The following is an 18,793-nucleotide window of genomic DNA, read 5'->3' on the forward strand; positions in this document are numbered from 1 at the left end:
ATCACCCGGTCACAATCGTGACGCCCAGACCGACCTTGACCGACGCCGCCGTCTCGGCGAGCATCCGGTTGCCGCCGTAGTAGGCGTCCTGGCCGACGATCATGCCGTTGATCACGGCGTCGTCGGTGCCGACCCGGCTGTAGACCGGGCCGCCGGAGTCGCCGGCCCGGACGATGGCCCTGTCCCAGCGCTCGGCCGCGATCAGGTTGGTGACGCACCCCTCGGGCTGGCAGTAGACCCCGCCGACATTGACGACCTTGAGACTGCAGAGCGCCTTGGAGGACATGCCGCTGACGCAGACGTACATGTTGACCGAGGGGGTCTCGTCGCCGACGACCGTCCGCGTGCACGGCGAGCACGGATCGACGTGGATGACCGGCGCGTAGCTCTCCGTGGTGCTGTAGATCCCGATCACGTCGTGGTTGTTGACGTTCTCGTTGGCGGCCGTGCCGACGTAGGACGGCCCGGAGTAGATCGCCTGGTTGTTCTCGAAGCAGTGCGCGGCGGAGACCACGCCCCGGCGGGCATCGCTGTTGCGGCGCACCATGAAGCCGGTGCTGCAGATGTTGCTGCCGGTCGAGCCCGAGCCGACCCGGACCGCCGAGCCGCCGTAGTGGGGCTCGCCGTCGTCGTAGCGGCCGGTGGGGATCCGGTTGGCGCCGAGCTGCACCTGGACCCGGTCGCCGAGCGCCTTGCCCAGCGCCTCGGCGGCCTCGGGGTAGCGGGCGTCGAAGCTGACGTGGAAGACGGAGTCGGCGGGGTCGAGCTCGTAGTTGAAGCTCGCCCGCGCCGCGTCGGGGTGCCAGGCCCGGCCGAAGATCAGGTCGTCGGCCTCGATGAGGCTCTCCGCGCTGCGGCAGGCCGTCACGACCGCGACCTTGGGCGTGAACGCCGAGACCCCGGTGAACGCGCGGCGCACGACGTCGAGGCGGCCGGCCACGTTGGTCCTAGCCGTCACATCGGGGGTGACGACGACGCTGATCGTCTGCGTCGTGTCGTCGGCGGCATAGCCCACGAGCCCGCGCCGGAGCTGGTCGGCGATCCGCTCCTTGCCCTGGGGCGCCGCGCCGAGCAGGGCGCCGAGCTCGCGCTGGATGCGGGTGTTGAGGCTCTGGGTGGTGCTGTCGGCGAGCCAGCGCTCGCTCGGGGCCAGGTCGTCGGCGCCGCGCGCGACGGGGCTGAGGCTCTGCCTGCTGCGGCTCTCCGCGGTGGCACCGGTGATCGTGCACTGTGCATCCTCGGACCCACGGCGTGGCGCACCGGCGGCAGCGCCGGGCGCGAGCAGCGCACCGGCCACCATCACCGTCGCAACGGCCGTGGCCGTCAGCGCTCTGGCCATGCGTCCTCCCCGAAATCAGCGCGCAATTCGCACCGACGGTAGTCGCGAGTGGACTTTCGGGCAATATCCCGTGTCCGAAGCAGGACCCCCTGTCCGGAACATCCGGCGGGGAATCAGCGCATTCCGCCACCAGCGCGGCTACGGCTCGGCCATGATCGAGGAACGATGGCCGAAACCATGCCGATAACCAGTCCACCGCCGGAAAAGAGAGTGCTCCCCCGGATCGCGCGGCTTCTCGCGCCCTATAAGGGTTCGCTCCTGCTGGTGGCCCTCGCCGTGGTGGTCGCGGCGGTGGTGACGTCGATCGCGCCGTTCCTCACCAAGGCGGTCTTCGATAAGGCGCTCTTCCCGCCCGGTGGCGGCCCGCCCGACCTGCCGCTGCTGACCTGGCTGGTCGTCGGGCTCATCGCGATCCCGCTGATCTCGGCGGTGATCGGGATCGGGCAGAACTACCTCACCAGCAAGGTCGGCAACTCGGCCATGGCCGATCTGCGCAGCAGCCTCTTCGAGCACCTGCAGCGGATGGAGCTGGCCTTCTTCACCGCCACGAAGACGGGGGCGATCCAGTCCCGGCTCGCCAACGACGTCAACGGTGTGCGTACGGTCCTGACGAGCACGGCGACGACGATCCTCGCCAATGTGGTCACGGTGACGGCCGCCCTGATCTCGATGATCATCCTGTCCTGGCAGTTGACGATCATCACGCTGATCCTGATGCCGATCTTCATCTTCGTCCAGGTACGCGTCGGGCGGCGCCGGCAGCGGTTGGCCCGGCGTACGCAGGAGTCGCTCTCGGAGATGACCGCGATCACCGAGGAGTCGCTGTCGGTCTCGGGCATCCTGCTGGCGAAGGTCTTCAACCGGGCCGATGTGGAGACGCAGCGCTACCGCCGGGAGAACCAGCGGCAGACCCGGCTGCAGGTGAAGGCGTCGATGACCGGGCAGAGCTTCTTCGCCCTGGTGAGCACGTTCTTCGCCATCACACCGGCGATCATCTATTTCGTCTCCGGCCGGATGCTCGGCAACGACGCCGCGCTGACGGCGGGCACCCTGGTGGCGTTCACGACGCTGCAGGCCCGGTTGCAGATGCCGCTGATGCAGCTGATGCGGGTCTCGCTCGACGTGCAGACCTCGCTCGCGCTCTTCCGCCGGATCTTCGAGTACCTCGACCTGGTCCCGGCGATCCAGGAGCGGCCGGGCGCGATCGCGGTCGACCCGAAAACGCTGCGCGGCATGGTCGAGCTGCGCGATGTCTGGTTCCGCTATCCCCCGCCGCGCCAGCTCTCCGAGGCACCCGCGTCGAGCCGCCTCCCCACGCCGGGCGGCCGGGCCGGTGGTGGCGGTGGCGGTGGCGGCCGGATGGGCCTGCTGTCGAGCGGCGGTGGCGAGACCGTGCTGGCGGCGACCGTCGCGGCGGACTCGGCGATCACCGACGAGCAGCAGGCCGAGAGCACGCTGGAGGAGACCGAGTCGCCGGGGCGCGACGCGGAGCCGCTGGAGCCGGTCGGCGCCAGCGAGCGCTGGGCGCTGACGGGCCTGACGCTGCGGGTCGAACCGGGCCAGCTCGCCGCGATCGTCGGCCCGTCGGGGTCGGGCAAGACGACCGCGACCTATCTCATCCCCCGCTTCTACGACGTGGACCGGGGTGCGTGCCTCATCGACGGGATCGATGTCCGTGACATCACGATGGGCTCGCTCGCCGACACCGTCGGCATGGTCACCCAGGAGCCCTACCTCTTCCACGGCACGATTCGTGACAACCTCGCCTACGCCCGGCCCGACGCGAGCCAGGACGAGATCGAGCAGGCGGCGCGCGACGCGAACATCCACGACAAGATCATGAGCTTTGAGCAGGGGTACGAAACGATCACCGGCGAGCGCGGGTACCGCCTGTCCGGCGGCGAGAAGCAACGGCTGGCGATCGCCCGCGTCCTGCTGATGAACCCCCGCGTACTCATCCTCGACGAGGCGACCTCGGCGCTGGACACCGAGACGGAGCGGCTGGTCCAGGAGGCGCTGGAGCGGGCCACCCAGAACCGCACCACGATCGCGATCGCGCACCGGCTCTCCACCATTCAGAACGCCGACGTCATCTTCGGCCTGGAGGACGGCCGCCTGGTCGAGCAGGGCACCCATGACGAACTGCTCGCGCACGGCGGGCTCTACTGGCGGCTCTACACCGAGCAGTTCGGCGGCGGCCAGGTCGAGGCGCGCCTCGCCGACGGGATCAAGTTCACCGACGGCACGGTCCTGTGCGACCACGGCCCCCACGTCCACACCGACGTCCGGGTCTGACGCCGCGAGTGGGGTCACGCTCGCCCGGTCACGTTTTGCAGCAAAGCGTGGCCATTTCGCGCCACGAGGCCACGCTTTGCTGCAAAACGTGACCAGGCCGCGCAGCGTGCGGCACGGCGGCGCAGCGCGGGTGGGAGCTAGCGGCTGATCTCGACGCCGTGGACCCCCGGGAGGGCTCGGACGCGTTCGCCGATCGAGGTCAGGGCGGTGCCGTTGTGCGGCTGGGAGCTGAAGACGAGCGCCTGCCCCGTCGCCGTGTAGGAGACCCGCAGCACCCGGCTGCGCGGCAGGATCAGCCTGACCTCGCGTTCCACCTCGTCGAGCGGCGCGGACTGCTCCAGGGTGACGGTGACCGCGAGCATCCGCCGGTGCGGCAGCACCTCGCGCTCCACCCGCTTGACGACCCAGAGCACCGCGAGCGCGAGCACGGTCGAGATGATCGCGGCGAACCACCAGCGCAGCCCGGCGGCGAGCCCGATCGCGGCGGTCACCCAGAGCGACGCGGCGGTGGTGAGCCCGCGCACGGTGGCGCCCTCGCGCAGGATCGCGCCGCCGCCGAGGAAGCCGATCCCGGTCACGACCTGGGCCGCGATCCGCGTCGGGTCGCTGCCGACCACGCCCGCGCCGGCGAGCGTGAACAGCGCCGCGCCCAGCGAGACCAACATGTGGGTACGCAGACCCGCCGGCTGCGCACTCATCTCCCGCTCCAGTCCGATGGCAGCACCGCAGACGGCCGCCACCGCGATCTGCAGGATGACGATCCACTGCCCGTTCGTGGCTACCATCCCCTCAGCATCCCCGCACCGAAGTGACCCGGCACCGCGACACCCCGGATGCCCGATGTCCCCTTTGAGTGCTAAGTAACCCCAGGTCACAGTTGCTTGGCGAGATCATTAGAACTAGTGTTCCAATCCATGCGGCCGGCGATCGAGGGACTGGTCCGGCGGGCCAGCGACCTGGCACCGGACATGGTCGGGCAGGGCTCCGACCGGCTCCTGCCGGTGCGGCCGGAGCTGCGCGACCTGCTGCCGGAGCACGGGCTGCGCCGGGGCACCACGATCGCGATCACCGGCGACGAGCCCGGCGCCACCTCCCTGCTGCTGGCCCTGCTGGCGGAGGCATCCCGGACCGGCTCCTGGTGCGCGGTGGTGGGCCTGCCCGGCCTGGGCCTGGTCGCCGCCGCCGAGTCCGGCATCGCCCTGGACCGGCTCGCCGTCGTGCCGAGGCCGGGACCGGAGTGGGCCACCGTGGTCGCAGCCCTGCTGGACGGGTTCGACGTGGTGGTCACCGCGGTGACCAGGGTGACCGCCACCGTCGCCGGGCAGCTCGCCGCCCGGGCCCGTCAGCGCGGCAGCGTGCTGGTGCCGTTCGGGGCGGGGTGGGACGGTTCCGAGATCACCCTCAGTACGGCGGAGCACCGCTGGCACGGTGTCGGGGAGACGGCGACCCGGCGGATGACGGTCGCGGCACGGGGCCGGGGTTCGGCGGCGAGACCGCGTCGGACGCAGTTCTGGCTGCCGGGACCGGCCGTCCCCGAGTCCGCGCCACCCCGGTTGCGCTCGATCCACTGAGGACGAGGATGGCATCTATCAATCGATGATTCTAGTTATGATGCATGCCATGCGCCCCTCCATCAAAGCCCTGATCGCGACGGCCGCGATCACCCTGGGCCTGCTGACGGTGACCCCCGGCACCGCCAGCGCCGCACCCGTACCCGAGTGCTCGTCGGGCTACTCCGCGTTCACCTGCGTCGCGACGGCCAACACGGGCCAGACCACGTGGACCCTCACCTTCTACTACGCGACCAGCGGCTCCCCCGTCACCACCCAGTGGCGCACGCCGGAGGCGAAGGTCTCGTCCGCCTGCTACAACCCGAACCAGCTGATCATCGTGAGCTACGCCCTCTCCAGCGGCGGCGGCTCCAGCCCGGCGGCCTGGTTCTACTGCAACCCGGGCGCCTGGCCGTAGGCCGGATGACACCGACTCTTCAAGAGTTGCGTCGGGTTCGTGCCCGCTCGGCCGGATCAGCACAGTGGGCCATCACACCACGCACGGCCAGCCCCTTTACCCGGACAGCCGTTAGCACTAGCGTTCGACCAGCAGTAAGATCACTAACGGCTGGTCGGGTGGATGAGCAGGCAAACAGCGACGCGCACGATGCTGGTGTGGTGCCCCGACTGGCCCATCATCGCGGCGGAGATCGTCGAGGGCGTCCCCGCCCGGGCGCCCGTGGCGGTGCTGCACGCCAACCGGGTGGTCGCCTCCTCGATCGCCGCCCGCGCCGAGGGGGTCCGGCGCGGGCTGCGCAAGCGTGACGCCCAGGCGCGCTGCCCCGAACTGATCGTGCTCGACCAGGACCTCGGCCGCGACGCCCGGGCCTTCGAACCGGTCGTCGCCGCCGTCGAGGAGATCGCCGCCGGGGTGGCGATCCTGCGGGCCGGGGTCTGCGCCTTCGCCGCCCGGGGTCCGGCCCGCTACTTCGGGGGCGAGGAGGCCGCCGCTGAGCGGATCGTGGAGCAGATCGCGGTCGAGTGCTCGGTGGAGGCGCAGATCGGCGTCGCCGAGGGCACCTTCGGGGCGCTGCTCGCCGCCCGGGCCGGCCGGCACGTCCCGCCGGGCCGGACGGGGGAGTTCCTCGCCGGGCTGCCCATCGGGCACCTGGACCGGCCGGCACTGACCGGACTGCTGGAGCGGCTGGGTGTGCGTACCCTCGGCGGGTTTGCCGATCTTGATCCTTCCGACGTGATGGCGCGCTTCGGACTCGACGGCGCGCTCGCGCAGCGGCTCGCGGCGGGGCGCGACGACCGGCCGCTCGCGGTCCGGCGGCCGCCGCCCGATCTCGCGGTGGCGGAGCGGTTCGAGGACCCGATCGAGCGGGTCGACGTGGCCGCCTTCGCCGCCCGTTCGCTCGCCGAGCAGCTGGCGGAGCGGCTCGCGGGTCACGGGATCGCCTGCACCCGGCTCGCGATCACCGCGATCACCACCGACGGCCGCGAGCTGCACCGCACGTGGCGGCACGAGGGCGTGCTCACCGCCGTCGGCATCGCCGACCGCACCCGCTGGCAGCTCGACGGCTGGCTGGCCCGGCGGGGCCCGACCAGCCCGTCGGCGACCGGAGGCATCGTCGCGCTGCGCCTGTCCCCCGAGGGCATCCTGGCCCAGGCGGCCCTGCAGCCCGGGCTGTGGGGCGAGGCCGGCGACGAACGCGACCGGGCCCATCGCGCGATGCACCGGGTGCAGGGCCTGCTCGGACCCACCGGGGTGCTGCGCGGGGTGCTCGGCGGCGGCAACGACCCCGGCGCGCGGGTGACCCTGGTGCCCTGGGGCGAGGAGTACCTCCCCGCGCTCCCCGACGGACCCTGGCCGGACCGGCTGCCCTCGCCGTCACCGGCACGGATCATGCCCGAACCGCAGCCCGTGGCCGTGCTCGACACCGACGGCGAGCCGGTGACGGTGAGCCCGCGGCTGGCGCTCTCGGCGATGCCCGCCGCGGTCGTGCTCGCCGGATCGGCGCACACGATCGCCGAGTGGGCCGGGCCCTGGCCGACCGACGAGCACTGGTGGGACCGGGGCCGGGCCCGGGCGCTGCTGCGCGCGCAGGCGCTGCTCGACGACGGTCGGCTGCTCCTGCTCGTCGTCCATCGTGGAGCGTGGCTGCTGGTGGCGGATTATGACTGACTTCGGCAGGCACCGCGCTTCCCGGTGCGCTCGCTCCTCGGGGCGGCGCTGAATGGGCTGGGACAGTCAGACCACCCGACCGTGGGCCGAGCTGGAGCAGCTCATGTCCGGGGATCGGATCATCGACCCGCTCGCCGAGGCCGACGGCGGCGACGCGCCCGGCTTCAGCCGCAAGCGGGCGGCCTACGACCCTCCGCCGCTGGAGCGGGGCGTCAGCGCGGTGCCCTATGCCGAGCTGCACTGCCACTCCAGCTTCTCCTTCCTCGACGGCGCCTCCAGCCCCGAGGAGCTGGTGCAGGAGGCGGTCCGGCTGGGCCTTTCGGCGCTCGCCATCACCGACCACGACAACCTCTCCGGCGTGGTCCGCTTCGCCGCCGCCGCCCGCGAGCACGATCTGCGCACCGTCTTCGGCGCCGAGCTCGGCCTCACCGGCGGCGAGCTCGCCGGGCCGCCCGACCCCGACGGCACCCACCTGCTGGTCCTCGCCCGAGGCCTCGCGGGCTACACCCGCCTCTCGCGGGAGATCGGGCGCGCCAATCTCCGCGGCGGCGAGAAGGGCAAGCGGGTGTACGCCATCGAGCAGCTCGCCGACGGCCTGGCCGGGCACGGGGTGATCCTGACCGGCTGCCGCAAGGGCGGCGTGGCCCGTGCCCTCGCCGCGGGCGGACCGGATGCGGCTGCGAGTGAACTCGACCGCCTGGTGCACCTCTTCGGCCGCGACAACGTCATGGTCGAGCTGATCGACCAGGCGAACCCGCGGGACCGGCACCGCAACGACGTCCTCGCCGAGCTCGCCGACCGGGCCGGGCTGCCCACCCTCGCCACCGGCAACGTGCACTTCCACCACCCGTCCCGCCGCCGCCTTGCCGCGGTCGTCGCCGCCGTGCGGGCCCGGGGCAGCCTCGACCAGCTGCAGCCCTACCTGCACACACCCGCCGCGTACCTCCGCTCCGGCGACGAGATGGCGGTCCGGTTCGCGCGCTACCCGGGTGCGGTGCCGCGCGCCGCCGAGCTGGGGCTGGAGCTCGCCTTCGACCTGAGCCTCATCGCACCGAAGCTGCCTCCCTTTTCTCCGCTCGACGGGCACGCGACGGAGGCCGACTACCTGCGATTCCTCGCCTACAAGGGTGCCCTGAAGCGTTACGGGCCACCGCAGGCGAACCGCGAGGCCTATCAGCGGATCGACCGGGAACTCGCCCTGATCGAGGAGCTGGAGTTCCCCGGCTACTTCCTGACCGTGTGGGACATCGTGCGCTTCTGCCGCGAGAAGGGCATCTTCTGCCAGGGGCGGGGCTCGGCGGCGAACTCGGTGGTCTGCTACGCGCTCTGGGTCACCAATGTGGACCCGGTCGCCAATGACGGCCTCATCTTCGAGCGGTTCCTCGCCCCCGAACGCGACGGGCCGCCCGACATCGACGTCGACATCGAGTCCGACCGGCGCGAGGAGGTGATCCAGTACGTCTACACCAAGCACGGCCGCGAGCACGCCGCGCAGGTGGCCAACGTCATCGCCTACCGGCCCCGATCCGCCGTGCGGGACGTGGCCCGCGCCTTCGGCTACTCCCCCGGCCAGCAGGACGCCTGGAGCAAGCAGATCGACCGCTGGCACGCCATCACCGCCACTGACGTCGACGGCATCCCGCAGAACGTGCTCACCTACGCCAACCAGCTCCTCGACGCCCCCCGCCACCTCGGCATCCACTCCGGCGGGATGGTGATCTGCGACCGGCCGGTGATCGAGGTCTGCCCGGTGGAGTGGGCGCGGATGCCGGGCCGGACCGTGCTGCAGTGGGACAAGGACGACTGCGCCGCCATCGACCTGGTCAAGTTCGACCTGCTCGGCCTCGGCATGCTCTCGGCGCTGCGCTACGCCTCGGACTTCCTCGGCGGCGCCTGGAGCTTCGTCGACATGCCGACCGACGACCCCGAGATCTACGCCATGCTCTGCGAGGCCGACACGGTCGGGGTGTTCCAGGTGGAGAGCCGGGCCCAGATGTCCACCCTGCCCCGGCTGCGGCCGGAGAAGTTCTACGACATCGTCGTGGAGGTGGCGCTGATCCGACCCGGCCCGATCCAGGGCGGCTCGGTGCACCCCTTCATCCGGCGCAAGAACGGGCAGGAGACCTGGAGATCCCCGCACCCGCTGATGACCGCGGCGCTGGAGCGCACCCTCGGCGTACCGCTGTTCCAGGAGCAGATGATGCAGCTCGCCACCGACACCGCGAGCTTCAGCCCGGCGGAGGCCGACCAGCTCCGGCGGGCCATGGGCGCCAAGCGGTCCACGGAGAAGATGGAGCGGCTGCGCCAGCGCCTCTTCGACGGGATGGCTGCCAACGGGATCCCGCTGGAGATCGCCGAGGACATCTACAAGAAGCTCGCCGCCTTCGCCAACTACGGCTTCCCGGAGAGCCACGCGATCAGCTTCGCCTACCTCGTCTACGCCAGCGCCTGGCTCAAGCGATACCACCCGGCCGCCTTCCTCGCCGCGCTGCTCGGCGCGCAGCCGATGGGGTTCTACTCCCCGCAGTCGCTCGTCGACGACGCCCGGCGGCACGGGGTGACGGTGCACCGGCCCGACATCAACGCCAGCGGGGTCAAGGCGGTCCTCGAATGCCCGCCCGGCTGCCGGATGATCAGCGCCGGTGGGGAGCCGCCGTCGCAGTGGGGGCTCGACGGCCCGACGGTCCGGTTGGGGCTGGACAGCGTACGGGCCCTCGGCACCGACCTCGCCACCCGGATCGTGGCTGCCCGCGATGCCGACGGGCCCTTCCTCGACATGGCCGACCTGGCCCGCCGGGCCGAACTGAAGGCCGGACACCTGGAGGCGCTCGCCACGGCGGGTGCGTTCGCGTGCTTCGGCCTCGATCAGCGGGAGGCCCTGTGGGCGGCCGGCGCGGCTGCGGCGGAACGACCGGACCGGCTGCCAGGCACCTCGGTCGGCACGCACGCACCGCCGCTGCCCGGCATGGACGCGACCGACCGGCTCGTCGCCGACGTCTGGGCCACCGGGCTCTCACCCGACAACCACCCGATCCGGCTGGTGCGGACCACATTGGACGAACAGGGCGCCCTGCCGATCGGTCGCCTGGCCGCCGTGGCGGACAGGACACGGGTGCTGGTCGGCGGGCTCGTCACGCACCGGCAGCGCCCCGCGACAGCGGGCGGGATCGTGTTTCTCAGCCTGGAGGACGAGACCGGGATGCTCAACGTCGTCTGCTCACCGGGTCTGTGGTTGCGCTTCCGCAGGGTCGCGATCCGCAGCCCGGCGCTGGTGATCCGGGGACAGCTGGAGTCCACGGCGGGCGTGATCAATCTCGTCGCCGACCGGCTCACCGCCCTGCCGATCGCGACCAGCCCCTCCTCCCGCGACTGGCGCTGACCCGTCACGGTGTGCAGCGGTCACGGTGTGCAGCGAAGCGTGGTCATTTCGCGCGGCGAGGCCACGCTTTGCTGCACACCGTGCCGGGGACCGAGCAGGCTCAGCGCGACCCCAGCTCCGCCCTCACCTGCATCAGGTGGGTCCAGAAATCCCATGTCCGCGTACGCACACCGCACGCCGCCTGGAGCCCCTGAACAGCCAGTTCGAGCCCTGAGCACGGTGCATCCGTCGTCCCGCAGGACTCGCACGAGCCGTCGACCGGTTGGTGCTCGGCGAACAGCTCCCGGGCAGTCGCCCACATCGTCAGGTCCACGCACGCCTCGGGTGGATCCTCCGGTGGGTCGGCGAGGTCGAAGGGCGGCAAGGCTGCTGTGGTCGACATCGGAACGAACTCGGCCCGAGTGATGTCAGGCATGACAACTCCTTCAATATCGGCTGGTCGGGCTCGTCGGGAGGAGCAGCCGTTTCTCGCTGCTCGTGGCCGTCGCTTCTGCCGAGGGGCGCGAATCCTCAGCGGCGCTCTTCGAGCAGCACGGGCGGCTCCTCCCGACGAGGCTTCACCTGGAGCACCAGCCCCGAATGCCAGTTCGAGGGCCGTTACTGGGCGCTTCCAGGCAGGACCTGGTCACCTGGTCGGCCCGCGCCTGCCGCAGACAGGCTCGGAGGCAGGCAGGCGGCCCGGTCGATCATGAGCGACATGCGCCGCCGCAGGGTGGTGATCATCGCGGCGTACCCTCGATGATCAGCGTCCGGTTCGCCCATCCGTGCACAGTGCACGGATATGGGACGAAGAAGCTGTACGCGCTCTTGCACCCCTCGCAGTAGCCCGTGCCGTCGTCGACGTGAAGGGCGAGACTGGCGCGGGCCTGCCGGACATTCGGCGGCTCGTTCGGGGTCGCCTGCTCGGTCATCACAGCTCCTGAAAGGCTTGACGCAGGCGATTCGAGGTCAGGCAATGCCAGCGCGCTCGAGCTCCAGTGCCTTCCTCGTGTCCCACACATAGGAATAGATTCGATCCGACACGCACGTTCGGCGACGGCGAGACGACAGGTTGTGAAGAACGGTGAAGAAGTCGGGCGGGCAGCTTCGTCAGCGAGGTGACCGCAAACTCGGGGCGGTGCTGCGCCAGCTGCGCTTGGCGCGCGGTCTTACCTTGGCCACGGCTGCCAGCCGGGTGGGCTGCGCCGAATCCCTGATGTCGCAGGTGGAGACCGGACACCGTGGGCTTCAGCCATGGCTGGCCACCGCGCTGGACATGGTGTATGACACCGGCGGGACGATCACCGCTCTGGCCGACACGACGGGCACAGGCCCAAGCGACAACGACGATGGGGGGCATGGTGCAACCGATGAGGTGGTGCTGGTGCTGATCCCTGGCCGAAGAGCCAGCATTCCGGTGTCCCGCCGGGAGTTACTGGCAGCTCTAGGGATCGGCGCGGTCGGCGGAAGCCTGCTCGGCGCGCTTCAACGGGCCCTGGCCGATGTCGTACCGGACGAGGAGGTCCTCGCCGAACTCGAGCAGACCCTGACCGGGCTGAAAGCCGCCGGACGAGTGATGCCACCCGCGAGATTGATCGGGCCGCTCACGGCGCAGGTCGCACTCATTGAAGCCCTGCGGCGCCGGGCACCAGCTCCGCTACGCGACCAGTTCACCGTTCTGCAGGCGCGTTACGCCGAGTCGCTGTCGTGGATGGCGGAGGAAGCGGACGACCTCAACACCGCCCTGTACTGGACGGATCGGGCCGAACACTGGGCGCATATCTGCGACTGGCGGGCCATGGTTGCATACGCCCATGTACGCCGCTCCATGCTGGCGATCAGCTACGCGGGGGACGGCTTGGCCGCCGTCGAGCACGCCCAACTCGCCCTGCGCATACCCAGGGTGACCGCACGCATCCGGGCAATGGCCTGCAAGCAGGCAGCCTATGGGTATGCCCTAGCCGGGCAGCCCGACGCCAGCCGGTATGCCCTCGACGAGACCGCGGCTCTGCTAGTCCCCAGCGATGATGCAGGCCGGCACGACCTGCCGGGGCAGAACAGCGTCGCTGACGCCGACCTCATGGCCATCTTCACCGCGACGTGCGACGTGTACCTTGGCGCCGGTGACCGAGTGATCGACTCCCTCAGCCCGCGCATGACCAGCATCGGTACCGGGTCGCAGCGCAGCGGGGCGATCACCGCGGCGAAACTCGCTCAGGCCTATGCCCACGCTGGAGAACCCGGCCTTGCCTGCGGGCTGATCCTGTCCGCCCTGGACACAGCGGCGACCGTGGACTCGCTGACCACCCGCAGTGAGCTACGCCGCGCACTGCCGACCCTCGCCCGCTGGCCTGGACGAGATGACGTACGCGAGGTCACTCACCGCCTCGCCGCATGATCTAGTCCAGCCGGTGCGCTACGTCAAGCACCATCTCCTCGGTCTGTCCGCCTTCGCTGCGCTCGACCCGATATGCGTCTGCGCCTGCCCGGTCGCTGACCACCTCAACTGTGATCTCCGGGCCGATGCCCCGATAGAGCAGGCCCGCGCCGATGTCGGTGGCGTACCCGACGCTCGGCAGTTCCCCGGCGGCAATCATCTGGTGGAAATGCTTGCGTCGCTGCGAGAAGTGCACCGCGTTGGCATACGGCAAGAATCCCAACCCTGCGGCGACGGTGAGCCGCGGCCCGAACGAGTCGGTGGTCCCGGCGGCATGCCAACAGATCGACCCCGCCGACTCCCCCGCCAAGACCACCCCGGCCCGCCAACAACGGCGCAGCACCTCATCGAGGCCATGCGCATGCCACACGGCGATGAGGTTCACCAGACTCCCGCGATCGATCCAGATCACATCCTGGGCGAGCAGGTGTTCCGTGAGGTCGTCCACGTTGGGCATGTCGAACAGCGCAACATGCGACGCGCGTACCCGCGTCCCCGCGAACGCGCCATAGAACCCGGCGATGCTGGCGGGGCTGTCGCCATTGGCCGTGGATAGGAAACATAGGCTCGGCTGAGCAGGCTTTCCTGCGAGCGTGAACGCGAAGTTGAATACCGGGCCTGGCGTCCATGCCCGGCCGCCACGATGGAAGCCCATCGTCGTCGCGAGGATCGTCGGAGCGTCGGCCACCATGCCGTGATCGTGTCACACCGATGGCTCGGCGACCCGTTGTCGCGCGACCCGTTGCCGCACACTGGCGCACTTACCGCCCGCCCCATAACACCAACTCTTGAAGAGTTGCGGCGATCTTTGGTGCCGAAGACCCGTACACGCACACGCCGCACCTGTACACGCCGAAGCCGGCATCGCGCGAGACGCGGCGATGCCGGTGGCGAACGAGGTCGCTATGCGGCCATGGCGGGCTGTGCGTTCAGACCCAGCTTGTCCTGGACGACCTGGATGAACTCCCCGGCGGCGAGCACCAGGTCATCCGCCTCGTGCGCGGAGACCCGGCCGATCCCGGCCTCCGCAGCGGAACGCTTGGTCGCGCTGCCCGCGAAGTAACCGGCCCACTCGCTCAGCTCCGGTGCGACCCGGACGAGCAGCGCCCAGGTGCTGGTGTCGCGCGGGCCTCGGCCGGTGGCCACCGGCCGAGCACGGACCGAGAGCACCGCGGCGGCGGCCCGGAGGGCGGCGAGGTGCGCGGTGGCATAACGCTGGCCAGCGGAGTCGGTGGACTCAGCCTCGGCCAATCCGCGCCAGGCGATCGTCAGAAGCTCGATCGGCGTCCGTTGCGGCAGTAGTCGGGCTGGCACATTGATCGTGGTCGCTGGCATCGTACTTCTCCTTCGGCGGCCGACGTGCGTCAACACACCGCTGCGGGAAGGTGCAGCAGTCCCGGCCGCGCGCCCGGTTGAGCACGGGCCGGATGAGCGATGGAGCTGATCCCGGCTGGCCGGGTGGGTGCGGAGCTTCCCCACACCACACCCGACCGGCCAGCCGACCGGGCTCGCCATCCGCCACCCGGGGGTCGGTGGGCGGCGGATGACGCTCCCGCCTGGGGTCGGCCTCCGGGCACCGCGAATGCCCGTCAGCCTTGGTGTGGCCCGTGCGCACCGGTCCGCACCGTTGTCATGTGGTCGCGTCGCGAACCGCTCCCTCACGACAGTCTATTCGAACAACGTTCGAACACCTAGAACATTAGTTCTAACCGGCTCCACTGTAAAGACCGGACACAACGAACTCCTTCGGTAAGGACCCGATAGCCTAACGGGCATGACCACATTCACCGCGGGGCGTACGCCCGCCCGCCCGGGCCTGGGCGTCGCCATGGTCCTGCTCGCCGGACTGTTCTTCGCGGTGAACGGCACGGTCTCCAAACTGATCCTCCAGTCGGGGATCGCCGCCCAGCAGCTCACCCTGGTCCGCGCCACCGGCGCCTTCGCCGGCCTGCTGCTGCTCATGGTCTTCCTTCCCGGCTCGACCAAGCCTCGCCTGCGCATCCAGCGGCGGGAACTGCCGCTGATCGTCGCCTACGGGCTGACGGGCTTCTTCCTCGTTCCGATGCTCTACTTCGTCTCCATTACCCGGATGCCGGTCGGAATAGCCCTGCTCTTCGAGTACACCGCTCCCCTTTTCGTGGCACTTTGGGCCAGATTCGGACAGGGCTCCCCCGTCCGACCACGGCTCTGGGGCGGCCTGGCACTCTGCCTGCTCGGTCTCGCCTGTGTCGCCGAGATCTGGGGTGACCTGCGGTTGGACCCGATCGGAGTCGCCGCCGGCCTCGCCTGCGCGGTGCTGCTCGCGGTCTATTTCGTGCTCGGCGAGCGGGGTGTCCAGGGCCGCGACACGATCTCGCTCACCGGGTGGGCCTTCGGCGTCTCGGCGCTGGCCGGTCTGGTCGTCCGCCTGATCGTGGCAGGTCCCGGCGGCTGGGAACCGCTCGCCGGCACGACCGCGGACGGCGTCCCGATCCTGCTGCTCGCCGGGTACATGGTGCTCTTCGGCTCGATCGCCGCCTATCTGCTGATCGTCGGCGCGATGCGTCACCTGCCCGCGACGAGCGTCGGCATCATCGGCATGATCGAACCGGTCATCGCCTCGGCGGTCGCCTGGATCGCCATCGGCGAGCATCTCAATCCCGCCCAGCTCGCCGGGGGTGCGCTGCTGCTCGTGGGCGTCGGCCTCGCCGAGACGGCCCGCATCACCCAGCCGCCACCAGCACCGATCACGCACGAACCGGCACCGGCGCACGCACCCGTACCGATGTGATGCACCCGCGCGCCCGCGCGGGAAGGCGAGCCCGCGACGCGCGGAAGTGACAGAATCGCCTGATGCACGATCACCCCAATGTCCGTGCCGTGCAGGAGGCGCTCGACATCGCCGACGCCCTTGACGGCAGCGGCGCCCCCAGCCAGGCGCGGATTCTTCCCGACGCGGTGCACACCGCCGCCGCGGCCGCCGCCGCCCTCGGCGTCGAGGTCGGCCAGATCGCCAATTCGCTGATCTTCAATGCGGATGGCGAGCCCCTGCTCGTGCTCACCTCGGGCGCCCATCGAGTCAACACCGCGCAGGTCGCGGCGCAGCTCGGCCTCGACTCGCTGGACCGGGCCACACCCGAGTTCGTCCGCGAGCACACCGGTCAGGCGATCGGCGGCGTGGCGCCCCTGGGCCATCCCAAACCCGTCCGCACCCTCGTCGACACCGCGCTCGCCGCGTGGGACGAGGTCTGGGCTGCGGCCGGCGTGCCCCAGTCGGTCTACCCGACGACCTATGCCGAGCTGATCAGGGTCACCGGCGGCACTCCGGCGGAGGTAGCGTGACCGTGAACCTGCGCATGGTGGCCTGGACGTCCGACGATCTGATGCGGCGGATCGACGAGGTCGTCGCCGTCTACAGCGACGCGATGGGCTACCACGGCGGCGACCTGGCCGGTCGCACCAGCCGCTTCCGCACCCACGCCCGCCGCCCCGGCCTGCGGGCCGTCGCCACCCTCACGCACGACGGCAGTCTCGCCGGATTCTGCTATGGGTACGCGAGCGAGGCCGGCCAGTGGTGGCACGACCAGGTGCACGAGGCACTCGCCGAGGACGGTCGGCAACGGTGGCTGACCGACTGCTTCGAGGTGGTGGAGCTGCACGTCAGCCCGCCCGCACAGGGGCACGGCATCGGCGCGCACCAGCTCCGCGCGCTGCTCAGCATGACCGCCGCCCGGACCACGCTGCTCTCCACCCCGGAGGCGGACGAGGCGAAGTCCCGGGCCTGGCGCCTCTACCGCCGTTACGGCTTCACCGATGTGCTGCGCCAGTTCATCTTCCCCGGCGACGTGCGCCCGTTCGCGATCCTGGGCCGAACCCTCCCCCTCCACGACGCCCCCACCACCCCCACCCCCTGACCCACAATTCGCGTTGATCAAGGGAAGACTCGCCGCGAATCGGACACCCGGGATGGTGAGTCTTCCCTTGATCAACGCGAATTTGAGGGCTTACCGCGAGGTTTGACGGCTTATCGCAGGGCCTTGCGGATGATCGTCAGCAGCTGGACCAGGCCGAAGATCGCCAGGAGGGTCCAGACGGCCAGGAGCAGGGTGGTCGTACCCGCCGCCAGGTCTTGATCCACTCCGGCGGCGGCACCCGCGACTGCCAGCAGGACCAGCGTGATGATCGCGCGGGTGGACCTGTCGCCGATGGTGGCCGTGCCGGCCGGGCGCATGCCGACCGCGGTGGCGCGCACCCGCACGTATTCGTGCACCATCACCAGGACCACGCAGGTGCCGACGAGCGGCGGCGAGCCGCCCAGCAGCAGCGCGGCGAGCAGCCAGCAGACCTCGGCCACCCGATCGACCATCGTGCGATAGAAACCGATGAGCCGCGAGGTGCGCTCGCTCAGCACACCGATCGCGTCGGCGGTGGTGTCGGCGATGAGGCCGAGCGCGACGAGCAGCGCGGCGGCCCACGGCCAGTGACCGCCCTGAGCGGCGAAGGCGGGCACCAGCAGCGCCGCACCGAGCGCGGTCGCCGTCATCGCCGCCTCGCGGACACCGTTGCGCAGGGCGAACCCGCCCACCCGATAGGCGCAGCGCACCCATCGCTGGGCGAGCGCGCCCGCGTGGCGGAGATCGAAACCCTGGTGGGTGGCGGCCCAGCCGCTGACGAACCGGAGCCACTCCATCGACCGCGGCGGTGGCGCGTCGAGCCCCGCCGCATCGGCGACAGTCTCTTCGATCACTGCGAGCACCCCCGGTCACGGGGGTGCCGTCATGCTCAGACTTCGGCGCCGACCCGCAGGTTCTGCCACACCTCGCGCGTGGCGGTCGACCTGTTCAACGTGATGAAGTGCAATCCGGGTGCGCCCTCACGGAGCAGTTCGGTGCAGAGGTCGGTGGCGACCTCGACGCCGATCGCGCGCACCGCGACAGGGTCATCGGCGACGGCCAGGAGCCGCTCAGCGATATCGGCGGGCACTCCGGCACCGTTGAGTTTCGCCATCGTCTGGATCGATTTGACGTTGGTCACCGGCATGATTCCGGGCACGATCGGAACATCGCAGCCGCGCGCCGCGACCGCGTCGCGCAGCCGGACATAGTCCTCCCAGCGGAAGAAGAACTGGGTGATGGCGAAGTCGGCGCCCGCACGGCACTTGTTGACGAAATAGTCCACATCGGTCTCGAAGTCGATCGAGCGCGGGTGCTTCTCCGGGAAGGCGGCCACGCCGACGCAGAAGTCGCCGCTCTCGCGCAGCAGCCGGACCAGCTCGTCGGCGTAGTTGAGCCCGCGCGGGTGCGCCACCCACTCGGCCTGCGGGTCGCCCGGGGGATCGCCGCGCAGCGCCAGCACGTTGCGCACGCCCGCCGAGGCGTAGGCGCCGATGATGTTGCGCAGCTCGTCGACGGAGTGGCCGACGGCGGTGAGGTGGCCCATCGGGACCAGCGTCGTCTCGGAGGCGAGGCGCTCGGTCCAGGCGACCGTGGAGTCGCGCGAGGTGCCGCCCGCGCCGTAGGTCATCGAGACGTAGTGCGGCCGCAGCGACTCCAGCTCGCGGACGGCCTGCCAGAGCAGCTGGTCGCCCTCGGGGGTCTTGGGCGCGAAGAATTCGAAGGAGATCGCTGGCTCGGCCGAGCTGAGCAGCTCGGCCACGGTGGGCCGAGCGCCGGGGAAGGTGGAGGCGGCGCCCAGAGTCATGCCCTCA

17 protein-coding genes are annotated in these 18,793 nt (G+C 70.7%); 9 read left to right on the forward strand and 8 right to left on the reverse strand.

What is annotated here, in order from left to right; all coding sequences use genetic code 11:
• Position 1 precedes the first annotated feature (1 nt).
• Positions 2-1,339 (reverse strand): chymotrypsin family serine protease, encoded by a 1,338-nt coding sequence (locus F4553_RS13655; protein ID WP_184836004.1) that lies wholly within the window; start codon positions 1,337-1,339, stop codon positions 2-4.
• Between the two features lie 210 nt (positions 1,340-1,549).
• Here F4553_RS13655 and F4553_RS13660 point away from each other — a divergent pair, with 210 nt between their 5' ends.
• Positions 1,550-3,634, forward strand: coding sequence for an ABC transporter ATP-binding protein (locus F4553_RS13660; RefSeq protein ID WP_312875199.1), 2,085 nt, complete (start codon positions 1,550-1,552; stop codon positions 3,632-3,634).
• 137 nt (positions 3,635-3,771) lie between these two features.
• Here F4553_RS13660 and F4553_RS13665 read toward each other — a convergent pair whose 3' ends face one another.
• Entirely contained in the window at positions 3,772-4,419 is a 648-nt protein-coding gene (locus F4553_RS13665; RefSeq protein WP_184836008.1) for an MgtC/SapB family protein, read from the reverse strand.
• Between the two features lie 129 nt (positions 4,420-4,548).
• On the opposite strand from F4553_RS13665, the gene imuA' reads away from it, so the two are divergent.
• From imuA' to F4553_RS13685, 4 genes are all read left to right on the forward strand, one after another.
• Positions 4,549-5,205 (forward strand): DnaE2-dependent mutagenesis accessory factor ImuA', encoded by a 657-nt coding sequence (gene imuA' / locus F4553_RS13670; RefSeq protein WP_184836009.1) that lies wholly within the window; start codon positions 4,549-4,551, stop codon positions 5,203-5,205.
• A 49-nt stretch (positions 5,206-5,254) separates the two neighbouring features.
• Positions 5,255-5,602 carry a hypothetical protein gene (locus tag F4553_RS13675; protein ID WP_184836011.1) on the forward strand — a complete coding sequence of 116 codons (348 nt, stop codon included), beginning with the start codon at positions 5,255-5,257 and terminating at the stop codon, positions 5,600-5,602.
• 162 nt (positions 5,603-5,764) lie between these two features.
• Positions 5,765-7,312: a DNA polymerase Y family protein gene (locus F4553_RS13680; protein WP_246466323.1), complete on the forward strand. Its 1,548-nt coding sequence runs from the start codon at positions 5,765-5,767 to the stop codon at positions 7,310-7,312.
• Positions 7,313-7,364: 52 nt separating this feature from the next.
• Positions 7,365-10,691: an error-prone DNA polymerase gene (locus F4553_RS13685; protein WP_184836013.1), complete on the forward strand. Its 3,327-nt coding sequence runs from the start codon at positions 7,365-7,367 to the stop codon at positions 10,689-10,691.
• A gap of 100 nt (positions 10,692-10,791) precedes the next feature.
• On the opposite strand, the gene F4553_RS13690 is transcribed toward F4553_RS13685, so the two are convergent.
• Together F4553_RS13690 and F4553_RS13695 are read right to left on the reverse strand one after the other, a co-directional pair.
• Entirely contained in the window at positions 10,792-11,106 is a 315-nt protein-coding gene (locus tag F4553_RS13690; RefSeq protein ID WP_184836015.1) for a hypothetical protein, read from the reverse strand.
• 304 nt (positions 11,107-11,410) lie between these two features.
• On the reverse strand, positions 11,411-11,602 hold the full coding sequence (locus F4553_RS13695) for a hypothetical protein (RefSeq protein ID WP_184836017.1): 192 nt from the start codon (positions 11,600-11,602) through the stop codon (positions 11,411-11,413).
• A gap of 206 nt (positions 11,603-11,808) precedes the next feature.
• On the opposite strand from F4553_RS13695, the gene F4553_RS13700 reads away from it, so the two are divergent.
• Positions 11,809-13,068 (forward strand): helix-turn-helix domain-containing protein, encoded by a 1,260-nt coding sequence (locus F4553_RS13700; RefSeq protein ID WP_184836019.1) that lies wholly within the window; start codon positions 11,809-11,811, stop codon positions 13,066-13,068.
• A 1-nt stretch (position 13,069) separates the two neighbouring features.
• On the opposite strand, the gene F4553_RS13705 is transcribed toward F4553_RS13700, so the two are convergent.
• Both F4553_RS13705 and F4553_RS13710 read right to left on the reverse strand, forming a co-directional pair.
• The gene (locus F4553_RS13705) at positions 13,070-13,798 is read right to left on the reverse strand and encodes a Type 1 glutamine amidotransferase-like domain-containing protein (protein WP_184836021.1); all 729 of its coding nucleotides are present in this window, start codon (positions 13,796-13,798) and stop codon (positions 13,070-13,072) included.
• Positions 13,799-14,010: 212 nt separating this feature from the next.
• A complete protein-coding gene (locus F4553_RS13710) occupies positions 14,011-14,442 on the reverse strand; it encodes an SAV_6107 family HEPN domain-containing protein (RefSeq protein ID WP_184836023.1) in 432 nt (143 codons plus the stop codon).
• 439 nt (positions 14,443-14,881) lie between these two features.
• Here F4553_RS13710 and F4553_RS13715 point away from each other — a divergent pair, with 439 nt between their 5' ends.
• The 3 genes from F4553_RS13715 (at position 14,882) to F4553_RS13725 (ending at position 17,000) form a co-directional block, all read left to right on the forward strand.
• Positions 14,882-15,877, forward strand: coding sequence for an EamA family transporter (locus F4553_RS13715; RefSeq protein ID WP_184836025.1), 996 nt, complete (start codon positions 14,882-14,884; stop codon positions 15,875-15,877).
• A 62-nt stretch (positions 15,878-15,939) separates the two neighbouring features.
• Positions 15,940-16,428 carry a YbaK/EbsC family protein gene (locus tag F4553_RS13720; protein WP_184836027.1) on the forward strand — a complete coding sequence of 163 codons (489 nt, stop codon included), beginning with the start codon at positions 15,940-15,942 and terminating at the stop codon, positions 16,426-16,428.
• 8 nt (positions 16,429-16,436) lie between these two features.
• Complete coding sequence (locus F4553_RS13725; RefSeq protein ID WP_184840717.1) at positions 16,437-17,000, forward strand: GNAT family N-acetyltransferase; 564 nt, start codon at positions 16,437-16,439, stop codon at positions 16,998-17,000.
• 110 nt (positions 17,001-17,110) lie between these two features.
• Here F4553_RS13725 and F4553_RS13730 read toward each other — a convergent pair whose 3' ends face one another.
• On the reverse strand, positions 17,111-17,833 hold the full coding sequence (locus tag F4553_RS13730) for a CDP-alcohol phosphatidyltransferase family protein (protein WP_184836029.1): 723 nt from the start codon (positions 17,831-17,833) through the stop codon (positions 17,111-17,113).
• Positions 17,834-17,868: 35 nt separating this feature from the next.
• The gene (gene metF / locus F4553_RS13735) at positions 17,869-18,786 is read right to left on the reverse strand and encodes a methylenetetrahydrofolate reductase [NAD(P)H] (protein WP_184836031.1); all 918 of its coding nucleotides are present in this window, start codon (positions 18,784-18,786) and stop codon (positions 17,869-17,871) included.
• Positions 18,787-18,793 lie beyond the last annotated feature (7 nt).

The organism is Allocatelliglobosispora scoriae (genome assembly GCF_014204945.1).
Taxonomy (GTDB): domain Bacteria; phylum Actinomycetota; class Actinomycetes; order Mycobacteriales; family Micromonosporaceae; genus Allocatelliglobosispora; species Allocatelliglobosispora scoriae.